26 protein-coding genes are annotated in these 25,593 nt (G+C 36.8%); 5 read left to right on the top strand and 21 right to left on the bottom strand.

Annotated elements, in window-relative coordinates:
* Positions 1-32 precede the first annotated feature (32 nt).
* The 18 genes from gmd to LO761_RS01515 all read right to left on the bottom strand — a co-directional run bounded on the left by gmd (position 33) and on the right by LO761_RS01515 (position 17,422).
* On the bottom strand, positions 33-1,118 hold the full coding sequence (gene gmd / locus LO761_RS01605; RefSeq protein ID WP_272816592.1) for a GDP-mannose 4,6-dehydratase: 1,086 nt from the start codon (positions 1,116-1,118) through the stop codon (positions 33-35).
* A gap of 131 nt (positions 1,119-1,249) precedes the next feature.
* A complete protein-coding gene (locus tag LO761_RS01600) occupies positions 1,250-2,056 on the bottom strand; it encodes a YjbH domain-containing protein (RefSeq protein WP_272816591.1) in 807 nt (268 codons plus the stop codon).
* Between the two features lie 7 nt (positions 2,057-2,063).
* The gene (locus LO761_RS01595) at positions 2,064-3,161 is read right to left on the bottom strand and encodes a glycosyltransferase family 4 protein (RefSeq protein ID WP_272816590.1); all 1,098 of its coding nucleotides are present in this window, start codon (positions 3,159-3,161) and stop codon (positions 2,064-2,066) included.
* A 57-nt stretch (positions 3,162-3,218) separates the two neighbouring features.
* Positions 3,219-4,631 (bottom strand): right-handed parallel beta-helix repeat-containing protein, encoded by a 1,413-nt coding sequence (locus LO761_RS01590; RefSeq protein ID WP_272816589.1) that lies wholly within the window; start codon positions 4,629-4,631, stop codon positions 3,219-3,221.
* Positions 4,632-4,730: 99 nt separating this feature from the next.
* Entirely contained in the window at positions 4,731-5,861 is a 1,131-nt protein-coding gene (locus LO761_RS01585) for a glycosyltransferase (protein ID WP_272816588.1), read from the bottom strand.
* An 8-nt stretch (positions 5,862-5,869) separates the two neighbouring features.
* The gene (locus LO761_RS01580) at positions 5,870-7,078 is read right to left on the bottom strand and encodes a hypothetical protein (RefSeq protein WP_272816587.1); all 1,209 of its coding nucleotides are present in this window, start codon (positions 7,076-7,078) and stop codon (positions 5,870-5,872) included.
* 32 nt (positions 7,079-7,110) lie between these two features.
* A complete protein-coding gene (locus LO761_RS01575) occupies positions 7,111-7,722 on the bottom strand; it encodes an acyltransferase (RefSeq protein ID WP_272816586.1) in 612 nt (203 codons plus the stop codon).
* The gene (locus tag LO761_RS01570; protein ID WP_272816585.1) at positions 7,722-8,549 is read right to left on the bottom strand and encodes a glycosyltransferase family 2 protein; all 828 of its coding nucleotides are present in this window, start codon (positions 8,547-8,549) and stop codon (positions 7,722-7,724) included. Before LO761_RS01570 ends, LO761_RS01575 begins: the two co-directional genes overlap by 1 nt.
* Positions 8,542-9,981 (bottom strand): lipopolysaccharide biosynthesis protein, encoded by a 1,440-nt coding sequence (locus LO761_RS01565; protein ID WP_272816584.1) that lies wholly within the window; start codon positions 9,979-9,981, stop codon positions 8,542-8,544. Before LO761_RS01565 ends, LO761_RS01570 begins: the two co-directional genes overlap by 8 nt.
* Positions 9,974-10,861: an HpcH/HpaI aldolase/citrate lyase family protein gene (locus LO761_RS01560; protein ID WP_272816583.1), complete on the bottom strand. Its 888-nt coding sequence runs from the start codon at positions 10,859-10,861 to the stop codon at positions 9,974-9,976. Before LO761_RS01560 ends, LO761_RS01565 begins: the two co-directional genes overlap by 8 nt.
* 4 nt (positions 10,862-10,865) lie before the next feature.
* Complete coding sequence (locus LO761_RS01555; protein ID WP_272816582.1) at positions 10,866-11,327, bottom strand: MaoC family dehydratase; 462 nt, start codon at positions 11,325-11,327, stop codon at positions 10,866-10,868.
* A gap of 119 nt (positions 11,328-11,446) precedes the next feature.
* Positions 11,447-12,118, bottom strand: a complete 672-nt coding sequence (locus LO761_RS01550; RefSeq protein ID WP_272816581.1) for an acetyltransferase — start codon at positions 12,116-12,118, stop codon at positions 11,447-11,449.
* Positions 12,115-13,074: a hypothetical protein gene (locus LO761_RS01545; protein ID WP_272816580.1), complete on the bottom strand. Its 960-nt coding sequence runs from the start codon at positions 13,072-13,074 to the stop codon at positions 12,115-12,117. The genes LO761_RS01550 and LO761_RS01545 overlap by 4 nt, the downstream gene beginning before the upstream one ends.
* Positions 13,071-14,276, bottom strand: coding sequence for an ATP-grasp domain-containing protein (locus tag LO761_RS01540; protein WP_272816579.1), 1,206 nt, complete (start codon positions 14,274-14,276; stop codon positions 13,071-13,073). Before LO761_RS01540 ends, LO761_RS01545 begins: the two co-directional genes overlap by 4 nt.
* Before the next feature lie 3 nt (positions 14,277-14,279).
* Positions 14,280-15,428 (bottom strand): DegT/DnrJ/EryC1/StrS family aminotransferase, encoded by a 1,149-nt coding sequence (locus LO761_RS01535; RefSeq protein WP_272816578.1) that lies wholly within the window; start codon positions 15,426-15,428, stop codon positions 14,280-14,282.
* Between the two features lie 839 nt (positions 15,429-16,267).
* Positions 16,268-16,750, bottom strand: coding sequence for an N-acetylmuramoyl-L-alanine amidase (locus tag LO761_RS01525; RefSeq protein ID WP_272816577.1), 483 nt, complete (start codon positions 16,748-16,750; stop codon positions 16,268-16,270).
* A gap of 59 nt (positions 16,751-16,809) precedes the next feature.
* Positions 16,810-16,902 (bottom strand): smalltalk protein, encoded by a 93-nt coding sequence (locus tag LO761_RS01520; protein ID WP_272816576.1) that lies wholly within the window; start codon positions 16,900-16,902, stop codon positions 16,810-16,812.
* 25 nt (positions 16,903-16,927) lie between these two features.
* A complete protein-coding gene (locus LO761_RS01515; protein ID WP_272816575.1) occupies positions 16,928-17,422 on the bottom strand; it encodes an HU family DNA-binding protein in 495 nt (164 codons plus the stop codon).
* Positions 17,423-18,032: 610 nt separating this feature from the next.
* Here LO761_RS01515 and LO761_RS01510 point away from each other — a divergent pair.
* From LO761_RS01510 to LO761_RS01500, 3 genes are all read left to right on the top strand, one after another.
* On the top strand, positions 18,033-18,644 hold the full coding sequence (locus LO761_RS01510) for a DUF6088 family protein (protein WP_272816574.1): 612 nt from the start codon (positions 18,033-18,035) through the stop codon (positions 18,642-18,644).
* A complete protein-coding gene (locus LO761_RS01505) occupies positions 18,625-19,680 on the top strand; it encodes a nucleotidyl transferase AbiEii/AbiGii toxin family protein (RefSeq protein WP_272816573.1) in 1,056 nt (351 codons plus the stop codon). Before LO761_RS01510 ends, LO761_RS01505 begins: the two co-directional genes overlap by 20 nt.
* A gap of 426 nt (positions 19,681-20,106) precedes the next feature.
* Complete coding sequence (locus tag LO761_RS01500; protein ID WP_272816572.1) at positions 20,107-21,501, top strand: ATP-binding protein; 1,395 nt, start codon at positions 20,107-20,109, stop codon at positions 21,499-21,501.
* Between the two features lie 448 nt (positions 21,502-21,949).
* Here LO761_RS01500 and LO761_RS01495 read toward each other — a convergent pair whose 3' ends face one another.
* Genes LO761_RS01495 through LO761_RS01485 form a run of 3 tightly spaced genes read right to left on the bottom strand, consistent with a single transcriptional unit; the run spans position 21,950 to position 23,576 of the window.
* A complete protein-coding gene (locus LO761_RS01495; RefSeq protein WP_272816571.1) occupies positions 21,950-22,459 on the bottom strand; it encodes an HNH endonuclease in 510 nt (169 codons plus the stop codon).
* Positions 22,460-22,479: 20 nt separating this feature from the next.
* Entirely contained in the window at positions 22,480-22,677 is a 198-nt protein-coding gene (locus tag LO761_RS01490; protein ID WP_272816570.1) for a hypothetical protein, read from the bottom strand.
* On the bottom strand, positions 22,674-23,576 hold the full coding sequence (locus tag LO761_RS01485; RefSeq protein WP_272816569.1) for a DNA adenine methylase: 903 nt from the start codon (positions 23,574-23,576) through the stop codon (positions 22,674-22,676). Before LO761_RS01485 ends, LO761_RS01490 begins: the two co-directional genes overlap by 4 nt.
* Positions 23,577-24,027: 451 nt before the next feature.
* On the opposite strand from LO761_RS01485, the gene LO761_RS01480 reads away from it, so the two are divergent.
* Complete coding sequence (locus LO761_RS01480; protein ID WP_272816568.1) at positions 24,028-24,249, top strand: DUF4248 domain-containing protein; 222 nt, start codon at positions 24,028-24,030, stop codon at positions 24,247-24,249.
* Between the two features lie 136 nt (positions 24,250-24,385).
* Positions 24,386-25,593 (top strand): BT4734/BF3469 family protein (locus LO761_RS01475; protein WP_336385760.1); only part of this gene is annotated, 1,208 nt, incomplete at its 3' end.

Genomic DNA, 25,593 nt, shown 5'->3' with positions numbered 1-25,593 from the left:
AGTAAAAGCTGTTCGGTGTTTGAGGAAGCATGTCAATCCTCCTCTTTAGAACGAAAATAAAGTTTCTTTACGAATCGTTTGTCATGCTCTACCATGAGTTTAACCAAATCTTCAAAACTTGTCTTTCTCGGGTTCCATCCTAATTTCTCTTTAGCTTTGGCAGGATCACCCAACAATTGCTCGACCTCACTCGGGCGGAAGTATTTCGGATCCACCTCTACCAATACACGACCGGTAGCTTTGTCTATGCCCTGTTCATTCACGCTTTCGCCTTTCCATTCCAATTCTATTCCTATATGATGGAATGCTAACGTACAGAATTCCCTAACGGTATGATATTCCCCCGTAGCGATGACAAAGTCATCAGGCTGCGGCTGCTGAAGAATGAGCCACATACATTCCACGTAGTCTTTAGCATATCCCCAGTCGCGCAGAGCGTTTAAGTTGCCTAAATATAGTTTATCCTGATACCCTGCCGCTATTCTGCAGGCAGCCAACGTAATTTTACGTGTTACGAAAGTCTCTCCTCTGCGTTCGCTCTCATGATTAAACAGAATGCCGTTACAAGCAAACATGTTATAGCTCTCACGGTAGTTTTTGATAATCCAAAATCCGTAGAGTTTTGCCACTCCATACGGAGAACGAGGGTAGAAAGGAGTTGTTTCCTTTTGTGGCACTTCCTGCACCTTTCCATACAGTTCAGAAGTAGAAGCTTGGTATACTCGACACGACTTTTCCAGTCCGCATATACGTACCGCCTCCAGCAAGCGCAGTACGCCCAATGCATCCGTGTCTGCAGTATATTCCGGCACATCAAACGACACTTTCACATGACTTTGCGCGGCTAAGTTATAGATTTCCGTTGGTTTCACTTCTCCTATAATACGAATCAAAGAAGAAGAGTCCGTCATATCTGCCCAGTGCAAATTCACCAAGCGTGCTTTTTTCATGTCGCGCACCCATTCGTCTAAGTACAAATGCTCTATGCGTCCTGTGTTAAACGATGATGATCGCCTCATCAGTCCGTGTACCTCATACCCTTTTTTTATCAAAAATTCCGCCAGGAATGAGCCATCCTGTCCGGTAATGCCCGTGATAAGGGCTACTTTCTTTGCCATATACTTATATATTAGTTAATGATGCTATTGATTGTGTTCAGATAAGTAAAGGATGGTAGTGTAAGGTCATGTCTAAAAATATTAGGGGGAGAGAATGTTTGTAACTTCTCTCTTTGCTTTTTATAATATTTTTATTTCCAAGTATTCCATTTATTTCCACCAAGCAGATTTACTTTGAAAGTGATACCACCTGAAAAATATTTTCCTTCCTGCATTTCGGCAAGCAGGTTTAAATGGTCATGCCATAAAGAATAGATAGCTCCAAAGTTGATTGTTTTAGCGTCATATTCTAAAATCACATTTAAGTCTTTGCAGATATCAGGCTTGAAGTTGACACCAATAGCAGGACCGTTGAGATGGTAATCTTTTCTCCTATTGTATAGATAGGCTAAATGCACTCCTAATTCTCCGTATGGTATATTAAAGTGCTTAGTTGCTGCTATGTACCAGCGATTAAAGAATCCATTTATACTACTTTTTGCACTTAGTTTTGTATAATTATGTCCTGTTTCTGTTGCTGTTGTTGGGTCGTTTACTCCAAGAACAATGCTTGGCATATATTCCCAGAATTCTCCTTCTTTAATAGCTTGAAAACGAGCAGCAAAATGCCTGTCTTGATTAACAAATTTGCCCCAAGTTTGTTTAGGCCAATAGGAGATATTTTCTTGTCCTTTTACCAATGTACATATATACGAGACCTCTAATCGTTTAAAAAAAGTAATATTTATGTAGTAGTTATAGCTATTATATCCCCACCATCTTTTATTTGGAAGATTTTCTTTATTCATAAAATTTCCACCGAACATAAACGTTCCATCTTTCTGCATTTCTGCCGAAGGCATGTGCAGGAGCCCTGTTACTCCACAGGTATATTGTCCTTTGCTTGTTGTTACAAAGGAGAATAAAATTAAAACCAAGCAAAATACCTTTTTTATCATAGATTATTTATTTGCTCAGAATTTTATCTATCTCTTCAAGATAAGCATTAATAACTATTTGTCGGTTGAATTCCTTTTCCATCTTTTCTCTACCTTTAACGCCCATAGTCTTTCGCTCTTCATTAGTGAGAGAGAGGAATTTTTCTATTTTATCAATCAAATCCTGACTATCTTTTTGCTTAATAATAAAACCTGTTACATCATCTTCTACCGTTTCTTTACATCCAGCTCTGTCTGTAGTAATAAGCGGTCTTCCACTTGCAGCACTCTCAAGAAGTACATTTGACATACCTTCCGGATAATATGATGGCAGGATAGTACAATGTGTTTGACGTATGTATGGATGAATGTCTAACTGTTGTCCGTGGTAGATAATAATTTTTTCTTTTTCCAATTCTGCAAATATCTGGCTATAGTCATCATAATAATTACCCACTACATGAAATCTTGTAAATGGATATTTCTTTCTGATAATTTTTGCCGCATCCAAAAATTGATCCATACCCTTTTCTCTCATAATTCGTGAAACAAAAAGAAACTCTATTGTATTATCATTAGGGTAGGGTTGTAATGGAAATCTTTCAAGGCTTACTCCTGAGCCGGGGATACGTCTTCCAATTTCCGGTTTTATATTGCGTTTCTTAAAGAATTGATAGTTTGCGTCATTCTGGAAAAATATACAACTCGCTTTACGCATAGCTAATTTATAAAGCGGCACAGTAATATGTTGGAGTAGTCCGTCTTTTTCAACAGCACTGCCTAAGCCTGTAATATTTGTTATATATGGAACATTACAAATAGATGCAGCTATACCACCGTATATGTTTGACTTTGTATAAAACGTGAGGATTACATCCGGTTTGCTCTTTATAATGCGTTGATAATATCTATTTAGTAGAAGTAAATCTGCAAAAGGATTCATTCCACGTCCTTCAATAGGCACATTTATAAAATTACAGCCTAAATCTATTAGTGGATTAATCTCCCTCCCCCATGGAGATATGATGTCAACTTTATATTCTTTTGCAAGTAATGCTTTTATTAGTTCAAGACGATGATTATAGAGTGCTTGAGTCCCATTTACTATAAAAAGAATTTTTGTCATAAGTTTTATTTATTTCTTTAAGATCGTATTTTATTGGTATGTGAGAATGATTTCATTCTATTTTATTTGATTGTTATTTATATTTTTTGAAATACAATTTTTTATATTAATGTATGAATTAACTGTTTTCTGAGTATTATTTTTTATGATGGTATTATTGGTTATCACGATTTTATTAATATTTTCACTACGAATGGCATCTTTTTCATTTGTTATATTGATTGTGCAATTATTAATATTTACTTTTTCACATTCCATAAGGAGAATAGGGTATTTTTCCTGAGCACTAGTATTACAATTTTTGATGATAATATTTCTTATTTTAGCTTTGGAAGCTTTTCCATAGGCTAATAAACCTCCTATACAATCCTTCACATTTATATTGTCAAGGATAACATTGTCAATAGTATCGTTTTTATTTGGCTCTATATCAATTGCATATTCCGGTGCGGTACCTTTTACATTCGTAATATTGCAATTACTTATAATTATTGAATTTCCTGATGTAATTGAAATGCCTTGTCTACGTCCATTGTCAATTTTACAATCATGAATTTTTATATTGCGTGATTTCTTTCCTATATAAATACAATCACCCCAACATTCTTTTATTGTTAAACCTGAGATAGATATATTGTTTCCATTTGCTATATTAATTCCCATCCCCCATTCTCCAGTCTTTCCCGTATGCGTATGTTTATCACCTATAATAGAACCTGTTCCAAATATATTTATATTATTTCCAGATACTTGTATAATATTATAACTATCTAAATTATTTGGTTTTAGTTTGATTGTACCATCGAGTTTTATATCAGTATTGTTATTGACAATAATGCAATTTCTTGTAGCTGTATTCACAGAAACAGGATAATTTCCAGATTCAATAGTAACTATATTCTTCATAGAAGGCGTGGTTAAAGCAAAAATATCCTTTAAAGCATTATCATAAGTCAGATCCTTAAAATAGGTTGTTTTTATTTCAGGCACATTCCATGTTCCTTTAATTGCAACTTTATCAAAAATTGCTCCGGATGCTTCTATTTTTGTTCCATAGCCTATTAAAACTCCATTTTTAATAACTCCTTTATCTGATTTTATGGTGACTCCTTTTGGAAGTTTGCATGTATCACCTTTTAAGTCGATATCACTACTTAGGAGAAGGATTGAATTTTCTTTTATTGTTGGCTTTGTCATTTCCGTAGTAGGTTGGGCAGTTTTCTTAGCTACAGTTTTTATTTCTTCTTGAGGTGATATTCCTTCTTGCTTAATACTATCTTGTGTTATTATACTGGAGTTATCAACCTCAGCTTCGAGAACATTTTCTATAAGAGAATCACTTTTTGTATAGCCCCTTTCTGTTACTTCTGTCTCTGGCAGTGCTATCTTGTTTTCTTTATTACTATTCAGTAGGTAATAACTTGTTCCTGAAAACAATATTGCCGGAATAGCGAAATATTTTAGTTTCATTTTATATAAATAGATTAGTTCCTTTTAAGGTCTTATAGAGTATACATTTCAAATATATCTTTATATAATATTTACATAATTCTTAGAAAGGATATGTATTTAAAGTTCATGAAGAAAGGTATTTATACTTTCTTTATAAGCTGATGTTTCAAAGTACTTTTGGCCTGTTATATATGCATTTTCTTTTATACTCTTAATTATTGCATCATTATTTTCTAATTTATTTAATTCTTCAGCAAAACTGTCAGTAGAGTATTCTTTACTAATGAGTGCATTATATTCATTCTTGAATAAATAAGGTATTTCGCCGTAATTAGTAGTAATAATGATGCCGGAAGAAGCACAATATTCGCATATTTTGTTAGGGTATCTTGCTAAATCACGAATATTATCTCTCATTGGGATTAAAAGTGCTGATGCACTTTTATACCAACTAATAAGATCAGAATATTCAAGTTTCTCCAGAAAAGTAATATTAGGATTTTGTTGTTTTAATTGTTCTATAGTATTTTGATTGCCTCTGATTACCATTATTAAATCAAAAGAAGACTTACATAAACTTTTATTATATGATTTAATAATAAAGTTAATTACTTCTATATAGTCGCATGACCCACAATAAAGAATATATTTTTTTTGTATATTTTTTGGCTGAATAGAATTGAAATAATCAAAATCACATATTGGATATACTTTTATCGTTTTTAATTTCGGATTGATGCTTTTACAGCTATCTTCTAAAAAGTGACTTATACAAATTGCTCCATCCCATAGTTTTGGAGATACTCTATCAACTAAACGGCCATTGATGTTATGATAGATATTCCTATTTTCGAAGACTGAACGGAACTCACAATACTGGTGGATAAGTTTTGCTTTTATTATTTTGCTTATGATAGAATATATCAATATATCAATGAAATGTGCCGAATTGTTAAACAGTATATCTATATGTTTTTTCTTATTCGATTTTATAATGACAAATGGCTCTTGGATTAAGGATAGGAAATAAACTATGATGAATACCATTTTGTTTGATGCTATCGTTTTTTTATAAGGCTCATAAATATGATAGGGATAATCACTTGAATTCTTTATATTTGAAAAACGATTTATTATTTCAACTTCATGACCTAAGGATTGGAATAAGTCCACGAAAGAACTTAGCCTTACATCTGTTGCTCTCTTTGAAAAAGGTACACCTCCTAATCCTATAAACGATATTTTCATTATATAATCTATTTTATTTTACTGTTAATCAACTGTTTTTTGTAATTTACAATGTAGAAAATATATAGTAAGCTCATAAATCTGAAGCCGGGAGTAGAAGCAAAATAAAACCCTTTAAAGTTTAATACAAAGATAGATATGATGTAAATAAAAGTAAACCAATGTTTGAAATGGAATATTTTATAAAATCTCCTTGATGTATATAGCATATAGCAAAGGATTAGAGTTAATAAAAAAACGCCTCCATAATTTAGTTGCAAAATATATCCGATGTCAGAATTATTTCTTGCTTCTGTGTATATTGATTTTCCTGTTCCAAATAGTAAAGAAATGATGTTATCATCTGGGATAATAATCATTTCGCCTAATAAGATATCTAAGGTGTGAGAAGATTTGCCTTGTAAGCCATCATTTATTTCAGTAAAGAAGCTAAGCCCCCAAGAGTTGTTAAAAACAGAATCACTATTTGATATAAAAGGAACTAATGCAGTTATACCAATTACAAAGAAGCATAGAATAATGATTTTTTTTATATTAGTAATATTTTTGACAACAATATAGAGTAATGCACCAATTATAGGAATAAAACCGATGCGTGCATTAAAAATAATGGCTATAAAAATCATAGGTAGTAAAAATATTGTCACGATATTTAATCTTTTTATGATAACATATCCTCCAATAATTGATAATACATAAGGATAAGTAAAAGATAAGTTTTCAGATAATCCAAACCCTCGATATCTAAACTCGTTAGAAAGTGTGTGGTTTTCATAAAATTCGTCTTGCTCTGGTGTGAATGACTTTATAATATCATCGAAAGAAGGATCTAAAATGGCTAATATGGTAATACTTGTAGCAATGAAGCAAATAGCGAGTAATAAATTGTCAAAATTATTATATAGATATTTATTCTTATTGATATAACAAGTTAATAAGAAAGAGAAAAAAAGTCCCTGAATGAAACAGGCTAAAAATCGGTCTAAGTAAACAACTTTTCCACCAACAAGATCTAACATCAAAGAATATAATATAATTAAGCTAAAAAGAATAATTTCTATTTTAAATTTTTGGTAAAAAGCATTTATGTATTTTTTGAAAAACAGAATAGATATTAGAAATTCAATGCCTACATAGATGTATTTATCAAAAATTGATTGAAATACAAATAAATATAAGATTATTAAAAATAATATGTATTTTAATATCTTGATCATATTATCAATTAATAGAATCTATGCAATTTTAGTTATGATAATTCCTCAATTGTTAATTTCCTAATAAATTTTGCAGGGTTTCCTGCCCAAACTTCTTGTGGTGGTATTTTCCCAGAGACAACACTGCCAGCTCCAACAATTGAAAACATTCCTATGTGCGAACCTTTTAGAATAATACTTCCAGCGCCAATAAAAACACCTTTTTCAATAATAATCTCTCTTGTTCTTGGTCTTTCTTTTTCTGACGAAATTCGTAACCTTATATTATAGTTACAAGAGTGAAAGTCTGTATCCCAAATGCAAACACCACCACCAATCATTACTCCATCTTCTATGGTAATTTTTTTTGCACAGCATATTCCAGTATTGCTCATTCTTACGTTGTTCCCAATAGTTAGTTCACCACCTTGAATAACATGAAAAATGGTTTTAGTACCAATGCCGATAGGGTTTGCAAGGACTCCTGAACGAATTCGAATACTCTCTCCTAATTTGATTTTTCCCTCATTTATAATATGAGTTTTGCCAATGCACTCAATTGATTTTGGCAATCTTACTCTTTGAAATAAAAAGGTTGGAATGTTGATTAAATAGCCAGGAAAGTAGTATATCTTTTTTAAAATATTCTTTAGGTGTGTGTTCATTATTTCAAATATTTTCTTATGATTTTCTTTATTTCAAAACTTAATATTTGATAATATGTTAAATAAAAATATTTATAATGTGTAATTTCGTTTAATATTTTGTACAAATTGATTTTCTTTTGATACAGTTTCAAAGGATCTGCTTTTATGGATAAGCTATGTTCTGTAAGATAATTATATACACTCATAACATCTTCCATATAATATAAGTTGCCTTTCATGCAATTTGTATATAAAAGAATCATATCACCATTACAATCTCGTTTCGCCCATTCATTAGAAATAGCAATATTGTTTCGATAGAAGAAACTTGCAGTCGGTGTAAACCATTTTTTCAGAATAAGATCTTTTATGGTATAAGTTTTATTTGATAGGTTCTTATTGAATAAGCAATTCTCTCCGGTTTTGCAATTGTGCTTTATGGCATTATGAACGCAAATATTATAATTCAGATTTTTTTCCATAAAATCGAATTGCTTTTGCAGTTTTAAAGGGTCTGTCCAATAATCATCTCCTTCACACATAGCTATATATTTGCCAGTACAAGCTTTATCCATAATACGTCTTATGGTTCCATCATGCTTTGAAAACTGATTTTCTGTTTCATATATGGGTTTTATTATATCCGGATACTTTTCGGCATATTCTTTTATTATCTCTGCTGTTTTATCCGTTGAGGCATCATCATGGACAATGGTTTCAAATCTGAAATTTGTTTGTTGCATGATAAATCCTTCTAAGCATTGTCTGATATAGGGCTCATGGTTATAAGCTGTGCAACGTATGCTGACCATTAATGGTTGTGTGTCTTGATGATTATTATCCATTGTTTTTCTTTATTATTGAAACAATATAATTAAACTCTTGGAATTTCATAATTTTGCTGATACCTATAAAAAATATCGCTCCTAATGTTGTTCCAAAAATAAGTTTTATCAATGAATCACTGATGTATGGGATTGATATAATTACAGTTATAAACATAAGCAATGACAGAACTAAAGTTCCTGATATATCTTTCATTTGCTTAATAAACCCTACCTGAATTAATTTTCCTGTATAATATGTATTGATTATTAAGGCAATTATTGAGCTGACGATTTGTCCATAACACATGGCAATCAAACCAATGGGAATGGTTATACACAGTATGGCAATGCCTATGATCTTTTTTATTATTTCCAACTTTAAAAACAGATCAGAACGTCCTTTTACTTGCAATAAATTCAAATTGATAGCATGGATAGGATACCACATCATTGAAAAACATAGTATTTGTAATATGATACTGCAAAATTCCCATTTCTCTCCGAGAAGAAGTATAATAAACGGGTGTGCGACTGCTGCTAATCCGCACATCATAGGGAATATGATATAAGCAGACAGTTTAAGTAACTTTCTATAAACATCTGATAACCTTTTGTCATCATTCTGGATCGTGCAAAGTACGGGATAAGTTACACGTTGAAGAATTCCAGTAATATTGGATGAGGGAAAATCTGCAAATTGATGTGCTCTGGTGTAATGTCCAAGATTGGTTGCTGTAAATAGCCTGCCTATTACGATAAGGTATATATTATTATATGTTGTATTCAGCAGTCCTGATATCATCAGTTTGGATCCAAACGAAAATAATTCTTTAAATGATTTCCAAGAATAAACCCATTTAGGTCTCCATTTGGAGAAATACCATAATAGAAGTGCTATCCCGCCATAATTAACTAATTGTTGCGCTACTAACGACCACACGCCATAACCTTTGTATGCCATTCCTATACCAACAATTCCGGAAAGTATCGCGGCAAAGAGGGATGCCTTAGCTTGAGTTTTAAAATCTATCTTGATGGTGAATAATGCACGTTGAACAACAACAAAGGAGTTGATGACTATGCCTAAACAAATCACTCTCATTACCGGAATTAGTATGGGAGTATGATAGAATTTAGCTATCCATGGCGCTGATATAAAGAGTGTGATGTAGAGTACAATACTTACTACTATGTTGAAGTAAAAAACGGTAAAATTATCTACTTCGGTCCGATTTTGTTTCCTGATAAGAGCTTGCGAGAAACCACTGTCTATAAGCGATTGCGATATTTGCAAGAATATAGTCAGCATCCCTATAATGCCATAATCGTACGGAGTAAGAATTCGTGCCATTATAATCATGACAAGAAATTGAACCCCTTGAACAGAAAAACGCTCTAAGGAACTCCAGATTAATCCGGTTGCAGTCTTCTTCTTTAGAGAATCAGACATTTTTATTTCCTAATTCGTATTTCTTTATGATATTCCTTGCCATCTTTAACATAGGTGGTCCAATGAACTTATTATCTTTAAGAGCAACCCCTTGTCCTGATTTAAAGGCTTCTTCAGACAATCGGATCATTTCTTTTGCCCAATTAACTTCTTCTTCAGTAGGTGAGTAATACTTGTGGACTAATGGTAGTTCTTTAGGATTCAAAACCAACATGCCTTCGAAGCCTAATTTCTTTGAAAGAATCAGATTTTTTTCTAAATCTTCCAAGTCATGTACTCGTATATGGACAGTATCAATAGGGTAGACACCGCACGAACGTGCTCCCATTGCAATCATTGCTCTGGGAACTTCTATACTTTTTCCTTCAATATCATGTTTCCCTTGTAAATCTGTCACAAAATCTTCACATCCGAAGGCAACAGCGACAACACGATTAGGGCAGGCCTTACAAATGCCTTGGATATTCATTACTGCTCCGGAAGTTTCAATGAGAGGTATTAATTTGAAAGTTCCTATAGGGAATTTTTTTTCATACTCAATTGTTTCAAGAAGTTTTCCAATAAAATATATGTCCTCAGGACATGTTGCTTTAGGATAAACAAATCCTTCTATTCCTGAGACAGTCAGCTGATAAACATCCTGTAATAAATAACCGCTTTCTCTGTCATTGATACGAGGATAAATGGATCTTCCTTCAAATTTCCCTTCTTTCAAATATCGTAAGATATTATTTCTGGCTTTTTGTTTGTTTTCTGCAGGTTGTACAGAATCTTCAATATCAAACAATAAGACATCGGCATTGAAAGTTGTCGCTTTGTCCATCAAATGCTCATTGTGAGCAGGGACAAACATCAAACTGCGAAAAAGGTGTTCGTTCATATTTTCAATAATTTTTCTTTTTTATAAGTACATGTCGACGGAATGACAATACGTCGATTCCATTTTGATTATAAGCTATTGATTCTACATATATGATTCCTCTATCCGGTTTGGATTTAGATTCCCTTTTATCTAATATCTTAGATCTTACATATAGCGTATCATTTAGGAATGTAGGAGCTAAATGTTTTATGTCCTCGTATCCTAAATTAGCGATGGCCTTTCCGCTGATATCCGGCACAGTAATGCCTACAGCCAATGAAAACACTAAAGTTCCCACAACTAAAATTCTGCCATGCTGATTTTTAGCAGCATAATCAATATTAGTATGAACAGGATGATTGTTCATTGTTAGTAAGCAGAACAGGTTATTATCACTTTCAAAAATAGTTTTGGAAAGTGAATGCTTGATCTCTTCGCCTACAATAAAATCTTCGTAAAAGTTTCCTATTTGAGCTATTTCCATTATTGTTAAATATAAAATAAATCTATATATTTCTATCAGTTTGCTAAAATAATATTTTTATTAGAACTTCTGTTGCTTAAAAATGGCTTCACCAATTCTCGCTTCAGAAAAGAGCACAATTATCGAATAATATGATTTAGCTGTGGCTTGATGATAGCAGGATTACCGTATAATACGTTATTATCACCAACAGATTTAGTGATATTGGATGACATGCCAACAATATTACCATCCCCAATTGTTATTCCATTGCGAATAGATGTATTTAGCCCGATAAAGTTCATGTTACCTATAGTTAATCCACTTCCTACACATACTTGACCTGCAAAATAGTTATTATTACCAATTTTAATATCGTGCCCAAGGAGGGTTCCGGAATTAACAGTGTTGAAGTTACCGATTATAGCATTGCAGTTAACTACTGCATTAGCAAGTATAACATTACCCGCACCTATCTTAGCTGATTTAGCAATCATTACAGACGGATGAATAAAAGTAGCAAACTTTTCTAATGGGATATTTAAGTTATTAAGAATAATTGTACGTTCCCTTATGACATCAGGTCTATATAGCTGGTATATAAATTTTATGTCTTCGTATTTGCCGTACTTATTATACAGGTCCTTAATATCGCAAAGGATAGGATATCCACTTATCTCGTCTCCTTCGGAATGATCATCAAGTGCTAAACCAAGAACTTCAATGTCCATTCCAAATCGCTTATGGGCATCATATATTTGGTCAGCAATAACAATAGCTGTTCCTCTACCACCAATAAAAATAATCTTCATTGTATTATTGTTTTAATAATTATATCCATATCATTTTTTCCATATCTCTGATCAATGGGTAAGGGCATTATTTGATCGGTCATTTCTACTTCTCTATTATAATCACGATATGGAACTACATTTGGCCAGTAGCGAGCGACAAAGATTTTTTTAGAAATTAATTCTTTGCGTAAATCCCTGTCAATATATCCAATAAATGGATAAACCATTGGGCAAGCAAATGAGTTGATATCCGGAAGTGAAAGATGGTTCTTTGTCTTCAAAGCATTGTTCAAATATTGATAGTTAGTCCTTCGCTTAGTAATGATACTATTATAGTCGATATTACGGGATGCAAATCGAGTATAAGCAGACATCTGAAGTATTGGTTGGTTATTCAGCTTTGTTTCGTTTTCCTGATATTTTCCAAAACCTGTTTCGGCTCCTTGTTTTTTACGAATTTTTAAATGTTCGAGACGATCGTATGATTCGTCTATATCAAGCCATTTTTCTTGTTCATTACTAATACCATACGCAACGCCCCCATCAGGGACGCCAATAAACTTGCGAATACTGTAAAACATCTTTACTTCAGGAAGAATAGGGGCAAAAAGGGCTTGAGCACAATCGACAATCAAGTGATCTCCAAACTTAGAAAGGAGTGTATCTATATAGGAATCCTTGATTCCAAAGTAATTATTGACTATAATGTATTGATCTTCCTCTAAATTAATATCTTCTGCTATTTCAAAGCAATCATTGGTATGATAATAGGTAAATGGAATGTTGAGTTTCTTAATCGGCTCAAGAACGACCTCGCAAGTATAGTAAGGAAGATAGATACCTTTGATAGAAGGAATTGAACGAAGGATATATTCTAAGGCATTTCGTCCTGTATTGAGTAGAATGCCATTTTTATGTGGGAATACTCCTATACCTTCTTTTTCAAGTTCGAAATAACCACCTATTGCTTTCATTTAGTTATAACTTTCAGCCACTGACTTTGGTTAGTAATTGCTTTCTCCAAATCTTCTGCGTTCTCAAAACGAAGGACAAGTGTACCAATGGCAGCGTTAGCGGCATCAAATCCATGAACATGATCTCCCGGCTTTACCCATAGATCTTTTTCTACAATCTCTGCAGAAAGTGAAGGATCAATCCAGAGATCTATAAACTCGCCATCATTGTCGGCATGAAGAATGATTTCTGCCCAATGTCCGTTGTAAGGTTTCTGCTCAATAGCTTCAGGTTCTTCACCTACCATTGCTCTTGTGATGGCAGTAATCATATCAACACCTGTAGCATAATGAAGCATCTCGCAAAGGCGATTTCCTCCTCCACGAGGGGTGAGTTCCATGATGTAAGGTTTATTGTTTGGACTTACACGGGTCTCTATATTGAATACAGATGTTTTCATACCCAAGAGTGTGATAAGACGTTGGATTTCGTTAGTCAGATATTTTTCTTCTTCTTTTGTGAATGTAGAAGGCCAAGAATATGCGGCTGGGGTGTATGGATTCGTCGCATTAGCATCGAAGCGTTGTGCACAGAAACTAACGAACTTCAATGAACCATTGTATGAGTAGCTATCAGTATCTGATGAGCAACCTTTTTTTTCAAGGAATTCTTCTATGATGATATGTCCACTGATGGTATATTTAAAAGCATGCTCTATGGCAGCTTTCAATTCTTGTTCTTTGTCAACACGAGTGCAACCTTTACTGCCTGCAGAATCGGTAGGCTTTACGATGAGCGGATAACTGAATTTTGATCGTGTCTCCCAAGCTTTTTCTTTGCTTGCAAAACTGAAAGCCCAGGGTACATTGAACTTATGCTTAGCAAGAAAAGCACGGAAACGATCCTTATTCTGAAGAATCTCCACAGACTCGAAAGGCCCAAATGAAGGGAGGCCCATTTGATTTTGAACGTATGATGCCGTAACGACTCCGGGATCGCAAGCGAACGACATTATTCCATCTATCTGCAATCTTTGGGCTTCAGTAAGTACTGCTTCTTTGTCTATAATGCTTACGTTACAATATTCGTCACTATATTTATGAGCAATGTTATCAGGGAGATAATCGGCTGTAATGACATAATATCCTTGCTTGTGAGCAGCCTTGATTACGGGTAAGAGATAGCGTAAGCCACCAAGGAGCATAAGTTTTTTTTGTGCCATGTTTTATTTCTTAATCAAATATAGTACTCTTGCTATTTCTTCGTCTGTCAAAGAGTGGTACATTGGCAAACAAAGCACCTCATTGGCCATTTTAGTGGCATTAGGCAGATTGCTTGGAGCCGCGCTTTCTAAACCTCTGTAAGTAGAAAAATTACTGATAAGCGGATAGAAGTATCGACGGGCGAGAACATTATTTTCTTTCATCTCGAAGAACAATTCGTCACGGGATTTGCCGTACTTTTCTGCGTCAATGAATATTGGAAAGTAGCTGTAGTTATGGTGAACACCATCCATATCGAACCATACGCTGATCCCTTCAACATCTTTCAAGCCTTCACGATAGGCTTGGGCTACTTTTTTACGGGCTTCAATAGCTTTATCAACCTGTTTCAGGTTGAGGAGCCCATAAGCCGATCGCATTTCATCCATCTTACTGTTGATTCCGGGACCAACAACGGTTACATCATCGTGAATACCGAAGTTCTTGAGGTCATCAATGTGCTTCTTTGTCTTTTCATCATGCATAACGAGTGCTCCCCCCTCTATGGTATTGTAGACTTTAGTAGCATGGAAGCTTAATGTACTCATATCGCCGGCATTGAGCACAGAAACAAAGTTATCTTCTCCTTTTGAAAGAGTTTTTGAAATTTTGTTGTTTACTTTTACACCAAATGCATGGGCAGCATCATAGATGACTTTTAGACCATACTTATCGGCAATTTCCTGAATGGCATCCACGTCGCATGGCTTACCATAGACATGAACCGGCATAATGGCTGTTGTCTTGGGGGTGATAGCTGCCTCAATTTTATGGGGATCCATGCAACCGGTTGAAGGATCTATATCAACGAATACAGGTTTACATCCATTCCACCAAATACTGTGAGTCGTAGCCACAAAACTATATGGAGTGGTGATAACTTCACCAGTGATTCTCAATGCTTGTAAGGCGGTGAGGAGAGGAAGTGTTCCATTCGTGAACAGACTGATGTAGGGGACACCTAAATATGTTGCCAATTCCTTTTCTAACTGTTTGTGGAAAGAACCGTTATTTGTAATCCATTTACTATCCCATATTTGTTTGAGAAGTTCATGAAATTCGTCAAGATTAGGAAGTAATGGCGATGTTACTGTAATAATTTTTTTATTCATATTTCTATCATTATCAGAAATTGCATGATTCTTTTGGTTTTGATTATGCTATGAATAGCTTCTCAAAAAGTTTATTTTCCCTTACAGCTTCGCCGCCGTCAGTGCATAGAATGGCACTGTCGTACGGACAAATTTATTTTGCAAAAATACGGAATAATTCGGAAAAACGGACACATTTTATGCAAATAATTAATAGAGGATAATAGATGGAAGGATTTTTATTTCGCTGTCACTTCGTGATAATACACATGGTGATAGCCTTATTCACAACTATATGTTCGGTATGGTTGATTAAACTTGCCGTCTTATGGCTTATAGGAAGGGTGTCATATATACCGGAAGTAGCAGGGTTTCCTTGTCCCGCTTCAGGTCCTTGGTATAAATAAGATAACGTCTTTCTATAATATGAGAGAATTTCTCGCAGAAAGCATCAAGCGAAGCATGGGTATTGTAGCCTGAGGATTTTACCAAATACTTAATGGCTTGGCGGGCAAGGGGACAATTTAAATCCGAAAATACCGAAATGTTTTTTATCCAATTGTCCGAAAATACCGAAATGTTTTTAATCCAATTGTCCGAAAATACCGAAATGTTCAAGCTTTGTTTGTTCAAAAATACCTAATTTCTCAAATGTCTTATCAAAAGAATAATTACTAAAACCATACTCACTGCCGATTCCCGACAGGAGATTCTGTTGGCGACTGCTGAGCCTCTCCACGCTTCCCCACCTCGGCGTGATTCGAGGTGGAGGAGGTGAGGAGCAGGGACAGCAGAATGGCTAACAGCACTCTGACAATACGGTTCGTATGTTGGCTTATCTTAGTCATGGGGAGCGCGTATTACAGGTTTCCTGAATACCCCTGTGGAAGCAGTTCCACATCGGCGTACTCGTCTGTTGCGTCGAAGCAGGGACACTCCTTGAGGCGTTCGTGCGGCTCTATGATGCCGTTCCGGTTCAGATCTGGACTCAGGTCGCGGTGCCCCACTATCTTCGCCTGCGGATAATCCTGTTTTAGCGCACGGACTATTTCACGGAGGGAACGTTTCTGTGCCGGAGTACGGGTGTCGCCGGGGTGTCCGTTTTCGTCCAGTCCGCCTTCATAGCAAACGCCTATGCTGTCTTTGTTATGGCCGTAGCAATGAGCTCCGGGCATATCTTCGGGACGCATCTTCTCTATGGTTCCGTTCTTACGGACATAATAGTGGTAGCCTGCTCTGCTGAATCCGCGGAGACGGTGGCAGCGGTCGATGTCGTCGCCCGAGAAATTTCGCGAAGCCCGTGTACCCGAGCAGTGCAGGATGATATAATTTATAGGTCGCATATTCATCAGTTTTTAGAGATTACACAAAAGCCCGGAGCGAAAATGCTCCGAGCGATTCATTACATACAGGCACTGAGGCCGAGGGCTCCGGCAATGGCGGTAGCTACCGCAATCACCACTTTAAGAATCAATTTCCACGTACTTTTTTTCATGATCGGTTAATTTTTTGTTCGGGAATTATTCTCCGGGAGTTTCCTCTTCGGGCGTGTCCTTATTCTCGGTCTGTCCTTCCTGATTCTTGACGTACTTGCTGAAACTCAAGTTACGCAGAGCCTCCCTTACGGTCTTTCCCGGACGGAAGTTCACCTTGGCTTTGCTCACCAATGTGGGAACGAAGTCCTGTTCGGTCAGCGCGCCTTTACCTTTGATGCTGAGGTAAAAGTTACCGAAGTCGCCCAACTGAACAATCTGTCCGGCGGACATGGCGTCGGCAATGATATCTTCCAAGGCAACAATCACAGCCGTTGCGTCGGCACGGGTGATGGTACACTCTTTTTCAATACGTTTCACGATATCGGCCATGGTCATGTATCCGGTACCTATCGCTTTCGGATAATACTTAGGCGCTTCTTTAGGCTTCTGCGGATTCACTCTCGGAATGACTTTGTACACCACGTTTTTCCCGTGAAGGAACGGGTTCTTGAACGAAACTTTTTCATTATTTTTTGGCATAACAGAATAATTTAGATGTTAAACAATAAACGGTTTGTCCCATTAAAATCAAGGCCTTATTTTTCTTTGGAACAATACAAAGGTAACGAAGCTCTCGCGGATGAATTCCGTGAAAGTCCGTCAGTGTCCGTAAAAGGCAACAAAAGTACGTAAAAGGCGGTATCAAGTGAATGATTGCGAGGCGAGAGGAGAAGTGAGGAGTGATATTTTTGATTATCTTTACGACAAAGAGAATGTAAGGATGGAAATAACTTTTGAACAAGACTATTTACGGGATTGTTTTATGAAGGTAAAGCCAAAGACAAGAAATATCGTTTCCAGCCACAGATTGTGCGAAAGTACATCAACGTTCTGAACCTGATGGAATCGTTGGTAACACAATATGGGGTCAAGGATATGTCTGTAAATGTTACTGCAATGTCTTATAAAGCCTTTATACCTCTTTTCTTACGGATTACTTTTCCATAACTTTGCAGAAGTTGTCGACTAAAATATGTTAATATTTGACATCATGTTTATCTCCAATCATTAAAAAAAATTGGATGTTTTGTTACAAGAGACGAACTATTTTCCATAACTTTGCAGAAGTTGCCGACTAAAATATGTTAATATGACGATTCAAGAACAGATAAAACAACGGATAGACGAGGCAGAACCAGGGACGGTTTTCTTTGTCAACGACTTTGCGGAGTTCGATAATGAATATGTTAGTAAGTTATTATCGATGATGAAAGACTTTGGCGTTCTCGAACGCCTTGCAAAAGGCATATACTATAAGCCGATAGTAACCAACTATGGCAATGTATATCCTTCAGCTGAAAAAATTGTAAGCCTGATTGCTAAACACGAAAATGCAGAGATTCTACCAACAGGAGAATATGCGTTGAACGCTCTTGGCTTGTCTACGCAGGTTCCCATGAAGGCCATCTATCTGACAACAGGATCACCAAGGACTATAACTATAGGGAACAAGAAAATAAGGTTGAAGCACAGGGCTCCCAGTGCATATTCGTATAATAGTCGGTTGATGCCACTGCTTGTTTTAGCACTAAAAGCAAAGGGAAGGTCGAACATAACCACTGCTGATACGAATAGAATAGAGAAGATTATCTCTGACTCTACCGAGAAACAACAGATTAAAACAGATTTAGCCACAGCACCCGTCTGGATTCGTAAATACATAAAACCAATAATAGAGAAATATGAGCATTTGGCAAGATAAGACAATAGATGAGCGTATCGCCATCGTACAGAAAACGGCTGAGAAAACAAATATTGAGGACTTGGCTATAGAGAAAGACTGGTGGGTAACGATAACTCTTAAAGCACTCTTCTCTACATCATTCTCGAAGTTCCTATTTTTTAAAGGTGGGACAAGCCTGTCTAAAGGGAAATGGGAGAATATTGACTTGCAAAGGTTTAGTGAAGATATTGACATCTCTCTTAGCAGGAAATGGTTTACAGAAACGGAAGAGAAGCAAAAATTGTATCCCTTTGCCAAGTGTGAGAACAACAATCAGTTGAAAAGTTTGCGGAAAGCATCGAGAAAAGTTATTTTTGAGAAACTCTCTCCCAAGCTAAAGGAGCAGCTTATAAACATAGGAGCTAAAGACTTCTATGTAGAGAATGTTAAAAGCGTCATGCAAGGCGGTATTGAGATTCCCATTGACACAGACCGTGATCCTGTGGTACTAAACATTGTCTATCCCAGCATCTTAGATGAGAAGAATGAATATGTTCAGCCCAAGGTCAAAATCGAAATCAGCTGTATGTCTATGGATGAACCCTTTGAAAATCGAGCATTAACTTCTTTGATTTATGATACTTTCAACGATGTAGATGATGCTACAAAATGCGTAATTCCCATGGTTCTACCTATCCGGACTTTTTTGGAAAAGGCTTTACTGCTCAACGAAGAATATCAGAAGAAATCACCCAGAAGCGAAAGAATGAGCCGCCATTTATATGACTTGGAGAGGCTTATGGATACCTATTCTGAAACAGCGATAAACGATGCGGAACTTTATAAAAGCATAATAGAACACCGCAAGAAATTCTATCATGTCAGTTCGGTAGATTATGACTCTGACAAGCGGGAAAACATTAAAATCTGGCCTACAGGAGAGACAGAAAGCCTGTTCCGAGATGATTATAAAGCGATGATAGAATCCTTCATTTATAACGAGAATCCATTGAGTTTTGAGCAGCTAAAGAAAAGAATCCTGTCGTTAGAAGCTAAATTTCGAGAAGATCAATAAGGTGAGCTGCCGAAAGGTTGAGGATAAGAATTGAAAAGAATGATGTTAGGTTCCTGTCAGGGGAACTATACATCAATATTAAAAACACTTTTATGCTGACTGGTGCGTTTTGAAGTTACTTTTGTTTTCGATACATTACCATTTGCAACATCTTGGAATTATCGAACCATTATAAATAGAATTGAATATGGCAAGTTTAGGTTATGGTTATTATTCGACACATCCGGGAGAGGTGTTTCTGTGATTGGGCAGTGTGTTTTTTAGTCCGTGAAATAGCTAACTCGCTTGGAAAAGTGTGCTATTTGCACGGATATTCGCTTGAAAAAATGTAGTTATATATAGCTTATTCGTTCTAAAAAGTGTAATTATACTTGTTTATTCGCTTGGAAAAATGTATTTTTGCGTTTGAAAGAATAAACTCATACTATGCTCAAAAGAAAAATAGAAACATATTTAAACAAATGGATGAAGTCTGAGGACAGAAAGCCTCTTGTGATAAAAGGTATTCGCCAATGTGGGAAGACGTATATTGTTCGGAAATTCGCAGAAGGGAATTATGAGAGTGTGGTTTATATGAACTTCATTCTTGAACCGGACAAGAAGTCTGCCTTTGATGGCAATATAGATGTTGATACCATTATTCTCAACCTCTCGGCTTTGATTCCGGGTAGTCGTTTCATCAGTGGAAAAACCTGTATTATCCTTGACGAAATTCAGGAGTGCAAGGAGGCGAGGACTGCTTTGAAGTCATTTTACATAGATGGTCGCTTTGATGTCATTGCCACAGGCTCTCTTTTAGGGGGGAAAGGCTACGGCAAGAGTAGAAAGAAAAAAGACGAGGAGGAAGGGCAAGATTCTGTTCCTGTAGGGTATGAGACCGTGATTGATATGTATCCATTAGACTTTGAGGAGTTTTTATGGGCAAACGGGATTAGTGACGCGGTCATTGATTCCGTCAACTCTTGCTTTGAGAACGAAAAAGCCGTTCCGGAGGGAATTCACAAGGCAATGATGGAACTACTGTACAGATATGTCATTGTAGGAGGTCTGCCGGAAGTAGTGAATTGTTTCCTTGAAACGAAGAACATCGAACTTATATATAAGGCGCAGCGTAATCTTATTGCAGGATATGAAGAGGATATGGTGAAATACGCGGATGACGCGGACAAACCACATATCCGAGAATGTTTTGAGTCTATCCCGAAACAATTGGCTAAGGAGAATAAGAAATTCCAGTATTCCACAGTCAAAAAAGGGGGAAGGGCTTCACAATACATCGGTAGCATCCAATGGTTAGAGGATGCAGGAATCGTTCGTAGATGTTATAACACAAAAATTACGGAACTGCCGTTAGAGGGCAATTCCATCAAAGAGTGCTTCAAGGTATATACTACTGATATAGGTGTGCTTATGGCGATGCTTGATTACGGTACACAGGCAGATATTTTGAAGGGGAATCTTCTTGGATGCAAGGGTGCCATCTTTGAGAATCTGATGGCTGATTTTCTGTGTAAGTCCGGGCAAAAACTATACTATTTTCATAAGGATAGCGGTCTGGAATTGGACTTCTTGGTAAGGTTCAAGGGTGAATGCGTTATCCTTGAAGTTAAAGCAAGGACAGGTAAGGCAAAAAGTATGATTACGGTTCTTAAAAACAAAGATGTGTATCATGTCAATAGTGCAATTAAGCTGGGGCAATATAATGTAGGGCGTGAGGGTGAGGTACTTACCATTCCGCTTTATATGGGATTTCTTGTTGAAGAAAAGCTTGCGGAAGTTATCATTCCTGATGTTGATTTAAGTTCATTGACTACTATTTAATTTTATAGATTATGGCAAAGCAAATATGATGTGGAATCAAAGAACACTGTTTGAACTAAGGTGGCTCATTACCTTATGAGATTCAAATTTGATTGTTGTAACACCTGAGCTTCCTCCGGTTTGACCATCGGTACCGGAATCAATAAGAGTTTATTGTCAACTTGTTTTTAAGATAGTATCCATATCAAATTTATCATACCAAGAAGGATCATACCAACCACGATGCCATGGCACAAACTTTCTTTTATACATATTTACATAGTTTTTATTTACCATTTTTTATTTAGTTCTCCTACCTCTCCACACTCCGTTTTTATACTGTTTTATCCCTCCGAAACTACCCTTGAATCCATCCCATTTTATTTGCTTAATTCATTGATTTTCACTATATTTACATGGTATGAAAGTACCCATTTTTCTTATAAATATGTAGTAGGGCTGGTGCACATTAGTCTTCATTAGTATGGTCATTTATGAAAGACGTTACCAAATCTTTTATTGTTTGTTCAGCATTATCTATACCAACTAAATTTATCAACTGTTCATAATCGTCAATTTCATTGTCAGTAAAAGTAATAACTATCTTTCGTTCGTTGTTTCCGGCAATATGAGTATAGTTCTCGGGATGAGCCCAAAAGCAATTTTCGCAGAATTCAACATCCTTTGTTGTCCAGTTAGGGCAATGCTCACATGTCCAAGATTTTGCTCTGTTCGCTGAAGGGCTCAATAGCATGTAGCAATCAATATTGCTTTCATCTTGTTCGCCACCTATCTCATAAGGAACTCGATGGTCAACTTGCAACAGTCTTTCTTCCATTGACTGTAAATAAATAAAACAGACCGAACCATGCTTATCAATTAATGCCTTCTTTAATGCTTCAGAAAGCACTGTCCTACCTGCAACTTTAGATATTTTGTTGTCAGAAAAAACTGGGTCTCCGAATTTATAGGCACCCATTCTTTTTCCCTCACTACTCTTTACATTATAGGTAACAAGGTTTTAACTCCGCGTTCTCTTACGTCTCTTGCCGCTCTTGGTGCATGTTTGTATCCGTATTTATTTTCTAGTTCTTCTGTGGTAATAAAGCCATGCTTTAAAATATGTTGTATGACTGTTGCGGGGCGTTTATCTGTTATCGAGTTAAGCTTTTCGAGTATTTCCTTTGAATATTTCATTGTGCAAATAATAATTGATTTTGAGCAATGGGTTGTACACGATCTTGAAGATTTGCGCTCAGATATAAAGCCTCCAATGTAACTTCTTTCTTCCCAAGTAAAAGAGACTGACTTGAAAGGCCTGCATTGAGCATCACTTTTCTCAGTCCTAAATCGTCAGGCAAATCGTTACCATACTGTTTTTCCCCGCAACTTCCATCATAACTAATGATATAGTCAATACCTCTTCTATTTAGGTCTTCTAAGCTTTCTACAAAACCATTGAAATCAATGCCTGAAAAATAGCGACTGTCTCTTGTAGCGCAAACACCTTGATACGGAGGATCCATATACACAATATCGCCACGTTGAGCCGTTTCCAGAACTTCTCGATAATCTATCGAAGAGAACTCTGTTCTATTTTTCAAGTAGCTTGAAATTGGAAAGATATTCTTTGATAAGTTGGCCGGAGAAACACCTTTACGTCTTTTGTCCGGAGATTGATTAAACTGTCCATTGCCACTATATCTGACAGAGCCCTTTACACAACGGGCTAAAAGATACAACATATTGGCAGCACATTGATTACCACCATTAAAGTCATCACGCACTTTATAATAATGCGCAACACTACCTTCTTCAAAAGTCAACTGTTCACTCCATACTCTTGTGTAGTCATCAAGTAGGCGTTGTGGGTTGTTAATAGCTTCCTCTAATACGCTAACGAGAGGTGTATTGAGGTCGTTTAAATAATACGACTGAGCTTTATTCAGTCTTGAAACTGCTATCGTTATTGCCGCCATACCGGCAAAAGGTTCTATAAGCCGATTAAAACTTTGAGGAAAATACGGCAGTATCTGAGGTGCTAAATTTCTCTTAGAACCTTGATATTGAACTATATGAGGAACACTACCATTCATTTCGTTTCGTTTAGATTATGTTGTAAATCTATTGGAAGAAATCACTGTTTTTGTCTGATGATTTGTTTCAATCAAGCATGATTCTCTACGCTAATTAAACAGCAATATATATATTACAAATATACAAAGTTTAGTGTGTACAATAGATGTTATATTGTTAATAAATTTTAAAAATATGACAATGTCAGTAGTAATTTTGTCATATATAGCTACTCTTATTTTACTATATTCATAAAGCAGACTTAGTTTATTTTCAAAATATAAATATAACTCCTTTATTCTTGAGATACTAATATAGAATATGTTTTTATTAGTAATTTTATCCCTCTCTCCACACTCCGTTTTTATACTGTTTTATCCCTCCGAAACTACCCCTGAATCCATCCCATTTTATTTGCTTAATTCATTGATTTTCACTATCTTTACATGGTAATTATAAAGCGATTTTATCATGGAAAAACAAACCGTTCGCGCTGCTGTGCGAAAATCGGAAATGGCACTCAGGTATAATCCCGAAAGCCCCGTGAACAGCGCGCTGAAAATTCTGAGACGATGGATTCTGTATAATAAGGAACTCCACGCCGAAATGCTGAAAGCCGGATATTCAACCGCGCAGCGATCGTTCACGCCCAAGCAGGTGAGCATATTATATAAGTATTTGGGCGAACCGTGATGCCGCCGACTCCGAATTTCCATCCGTGTCAATCGCGCCATTCATCAGCGTGAACCGGACTGTTCATCAGCGTGAGTTGCTCAACTCATCAGCATGATTCCGGCAACAGATACGTATCGGTTCGGGGGGGGGAATAATGAATGAGGACGCGGGTCATAAGCGACCCCGTATTATTTATATGTTTAATTTTAAATTGTTTTTTATGTTTGACTTAACTAAAAAAACGAATCTTGCCGATGGGCAAGACAAAGAGAAAAAGAACGGGAAGGTAAATTCCCGAAGTGAAGAACAGCGAAAGGCAGAGGAGATGCCGTTCAGCGCAGACTGCTCGTTCTACCGATCCATGCGCGACACGTACTGCACGAAGACCACCATCGGGCAGTTTGTGGCCGACATTATGTCAACGCGTTACAAGCAGGCGACGGAGAACTATCGCCGACTGATGGCAGAAGGGAAGGAAGCCGAGGCGAAGAAAGTGAAAGACAATCTGCCGGCTTTCGTTCCGGCGGGCTTCTGCGACGGACCGCACCGGATGGAGAAGATGATGACGCTTACCGGCATGACCATCATCGATATTGACCACTGCGGCGACCGGACGAACGAGTTTATGGAAAAGCTGAAGGAACTGCCTTGGGTGAAAGCCGGATGGGTGAGCGTGTCGGGCGAGGGACTGAAAGCGGTGGCGCGCATAGATGCCCGCAGCATAGACGAGTTCCGTGTGGCGAACAAGATTGCGCGGCGACACATCGGGCAACTGCTCGGCTTTGAGTGCGATAAGCAGTGCAGCGACCCTACACGGCTCAGTTTCACGTCGCACGACCCAAGCGCGTTCTATCGAGAGGATACGGTGTGTTTCGACTGGAGGAGTGAAGGGGAAAAGATGGACGAGATACCGGTGATAGGAGCCATTCCGCCCACAGCGCAGTATCGGCCCATACCACCGGCAAACGGCATGATCGATACCTTCCTTTCCGAATTTGAGGCGAAGTTCGCTTACCGGAAAGGACAGCGGAATGCTTGGCTGTTAGCCATAGGAAGGGCAGCCCGATTTAAGGGGATGACTGCCGGGGAGTTGGAATTACTCATCGGAAAGGTACAACAGCGGGCGGACGAGACTTGCGGAACTGCCGAGATAAGGAAGAAAATACGGTCGGGATATGGCTATGTGAATGGTAAATTTAATGAACACGTAGGTTCCATAGGTTCCACAGGTTCCGCTATGCTGTTTTCGGAACCTGAAAAGAATGAAAATTTTTCAGAAAACACTGAGTCACAGGATGATATTACCGAACACACCATTAGTGCCCTACCCTGCCTGCCCCGTTGTGTTTATACCCATCTTAA

It is taken from the genome of Phocaeicola oris (assembly GCF_021295095.1).
Lineage (GTDB): Bacteria > Bacteroidota > Bacteroidia > Bacteroidales > Bacteroidaceae > Phocaeicola > Phocaeicola oris.
Note: the sequence above shows the minus strand (reverse complement) of the source record. Positions and strands in the feature narration are given on the sequence as shown.

Excerpts from the sequence above, each read along its gene's own strand:
- LO761_RS01570 (WP_272816585.1), bottom strand. The coding sequence starts at position 8,549 with ATGGATAATAATCATCAAGACACACAACCATTAATGGTCAGCATACGT.
- LO761_RS01595 (WP_272816590.1), bottom strand. The coding sequence starts at position 3,161 with ATGACAAAAATTCTTTTTATAGTAAATGGGACTCAAGCACTCTATAAT.
- LO761_RS01590 (WP_272816589.1), bottom strand. The coding sequence starts at position 4,631 with ATGAAACTAAAATATTTCGCTATTCCGGCAATATTGTTTTCAGGAACA.
- gmd (WP_272816592.1), bottom strand. The coding sequence starts at position 1,118 with ATGGCAAAGAAAGTAGCCCTTATCACGGGCATTACCGGACAGGATGGC.
- LO761_RS01600 (WP_272816591.1), bottom strand. The coding sequence starts at position 2,056 with ATGATAAAAAAGGTATTTTGCTTGGTTTTAATTTTATTCTCCTTTGTA.
- LO761_RS01500 (WP_272816572.1), top strand. The coding sequence starts at position 20,107 with ATGCTCAAAAGAAAAATAGAAACATATTTAAACAAATGGATGAAGTCT.
- LO761_RS01480 (WP_272816568.1), top strand. The coding sequence starts at position 24,028 with ATGGAAAAACAAACCGTTCGCGCTGCTGTGCGAAAATCGGAAATGGCA.
- LO761_RS01510 (WP_272816574.1), top strand. The coding sequence starts at position 18,033 with ATGACGATTCAAGAACAGATAAAACAACGGATAGACGAGGCAGAACCA.
- LO761_RS01550 (WP_272816581.1), bottom strand. The coding sequence starts at position 12,118 with ATGAAGATTATTTTTATTGGTGGTAGAGGAACAGCTATTGTTATTGCT.
- LO761_RS01485 (WP_272816569.1), bottom strand. The coding sequence starts at position 23,576 with ATGAATGGTAGTGTTCCTCATATAGTTCAATATCAAGGTTCTAAGAGA.
- LO761_RS01535 (WP_272816578.1), bottom strand. The coding sequence starts at position 15,428 with ATGAATAAAAAAATTATTACAGTAACATCGCCATTACTTCCTAATCTT.
- LO761_RS01560 (WP_272816583.1), bottom strand. The coding sequence starts at position 10,861 with ATGAACGAACACCTTTTTCGCAGTTTGATGTTTGTCCCTGCTCACAAT.
- LO761_RS01580 (WP_272816587.1), bottom strand. The coding sequence starts at position 7,078 with ATGATCAAGATATTAAAATACATATTATTTTTAATAATCTTATATTTA.
- LO761_RS01555 (WP_272816582.1), bottom strand. The coding sequence starts at position 11,327 with ATGGAAATAGCTCAAATAGGAAACTTTTACGAAGATTTTATTGTAGGC.
- LO761_RS01540 (WP_272816579.1), bottom strand. The coding sequence starts at position 14,276 with ATGGCACAAAAAAAACTTATGCTCCTTGGTGGCTTACGCTATCTCTTA.
- LO761_RS01515 (WP_272816575.1), bottom strand. The coding sequence starts at position 17,422 with ATGCCAAAAAATAATGAAAAAGTTTCGTTCAAGAACCCGTTCCTTCAC.
- LO761_RS01565 (WP_272816584.1), bottom strand. The coding sequence starts at position 9,981 with ATGTCTGATTCTCTAAAGAAGAAGACTGCAACCGGATTAATCTGGAGT.
- LO761_RS01585 (WP_272816588.1), bottom strand. The coding sequence starts at position 5,861 with ATGAAAATATCGTTTATAGGATTAGGAGGTGTACCTTTTTCAAAGAGA.
- LO761_RS01520 (WP_272816576.1), bottom strand. The coding sequence starts at position 16,902 with ATGAAAAAAAGTACGTGGAAATTGATTCTTAAAGTGGTGATTGCGGTA.
- LO761_RS01545 (WP_272816580.1), bottom strand. The coding sequence starts at position 13,074 with ATGAAAGCAATAGGTGGTTATTTCGAACTTGAAAAAGAAGGTATAGGA.
- LO761_RS01525 (WP_272816577.1), bottom strand. The coding sequence starts at position 16,750 with ATGCGACCTATAAATTATATCATCCTGCACTGCTCGGGTACACGGGCT.
- LO761_RS01505 (WP_272816573.1), top strand. The coding sequence starts at position 18,625 with ATGAGCATTTGGCAAGATAAGACAATAGATGAGCGTATCGCCATCGTA.
- LO761_RS01490 (WP_272816570.1), bottom strand. The coding sequence starts at position 22,677 with ATGAAATATTCAAAGGAAATACTCGAAAAGCTTAACTCGATAACAGAT.
- LO761_RS01495 (WP_272816571.1), bottom strand. The coding sequence starts at position 22,459 with ATGGGTGCCTATAAATTCGGAGACCCAGTTTTTTCTGACAACAAAATA.
- LO761_RS01575 (WP_272816586.1), bottom strand. The coding sequence starts at position 7,722 with ATGAACACACACCTAAAGAATATTTTAAAAAAGATATACTACTTTCCT.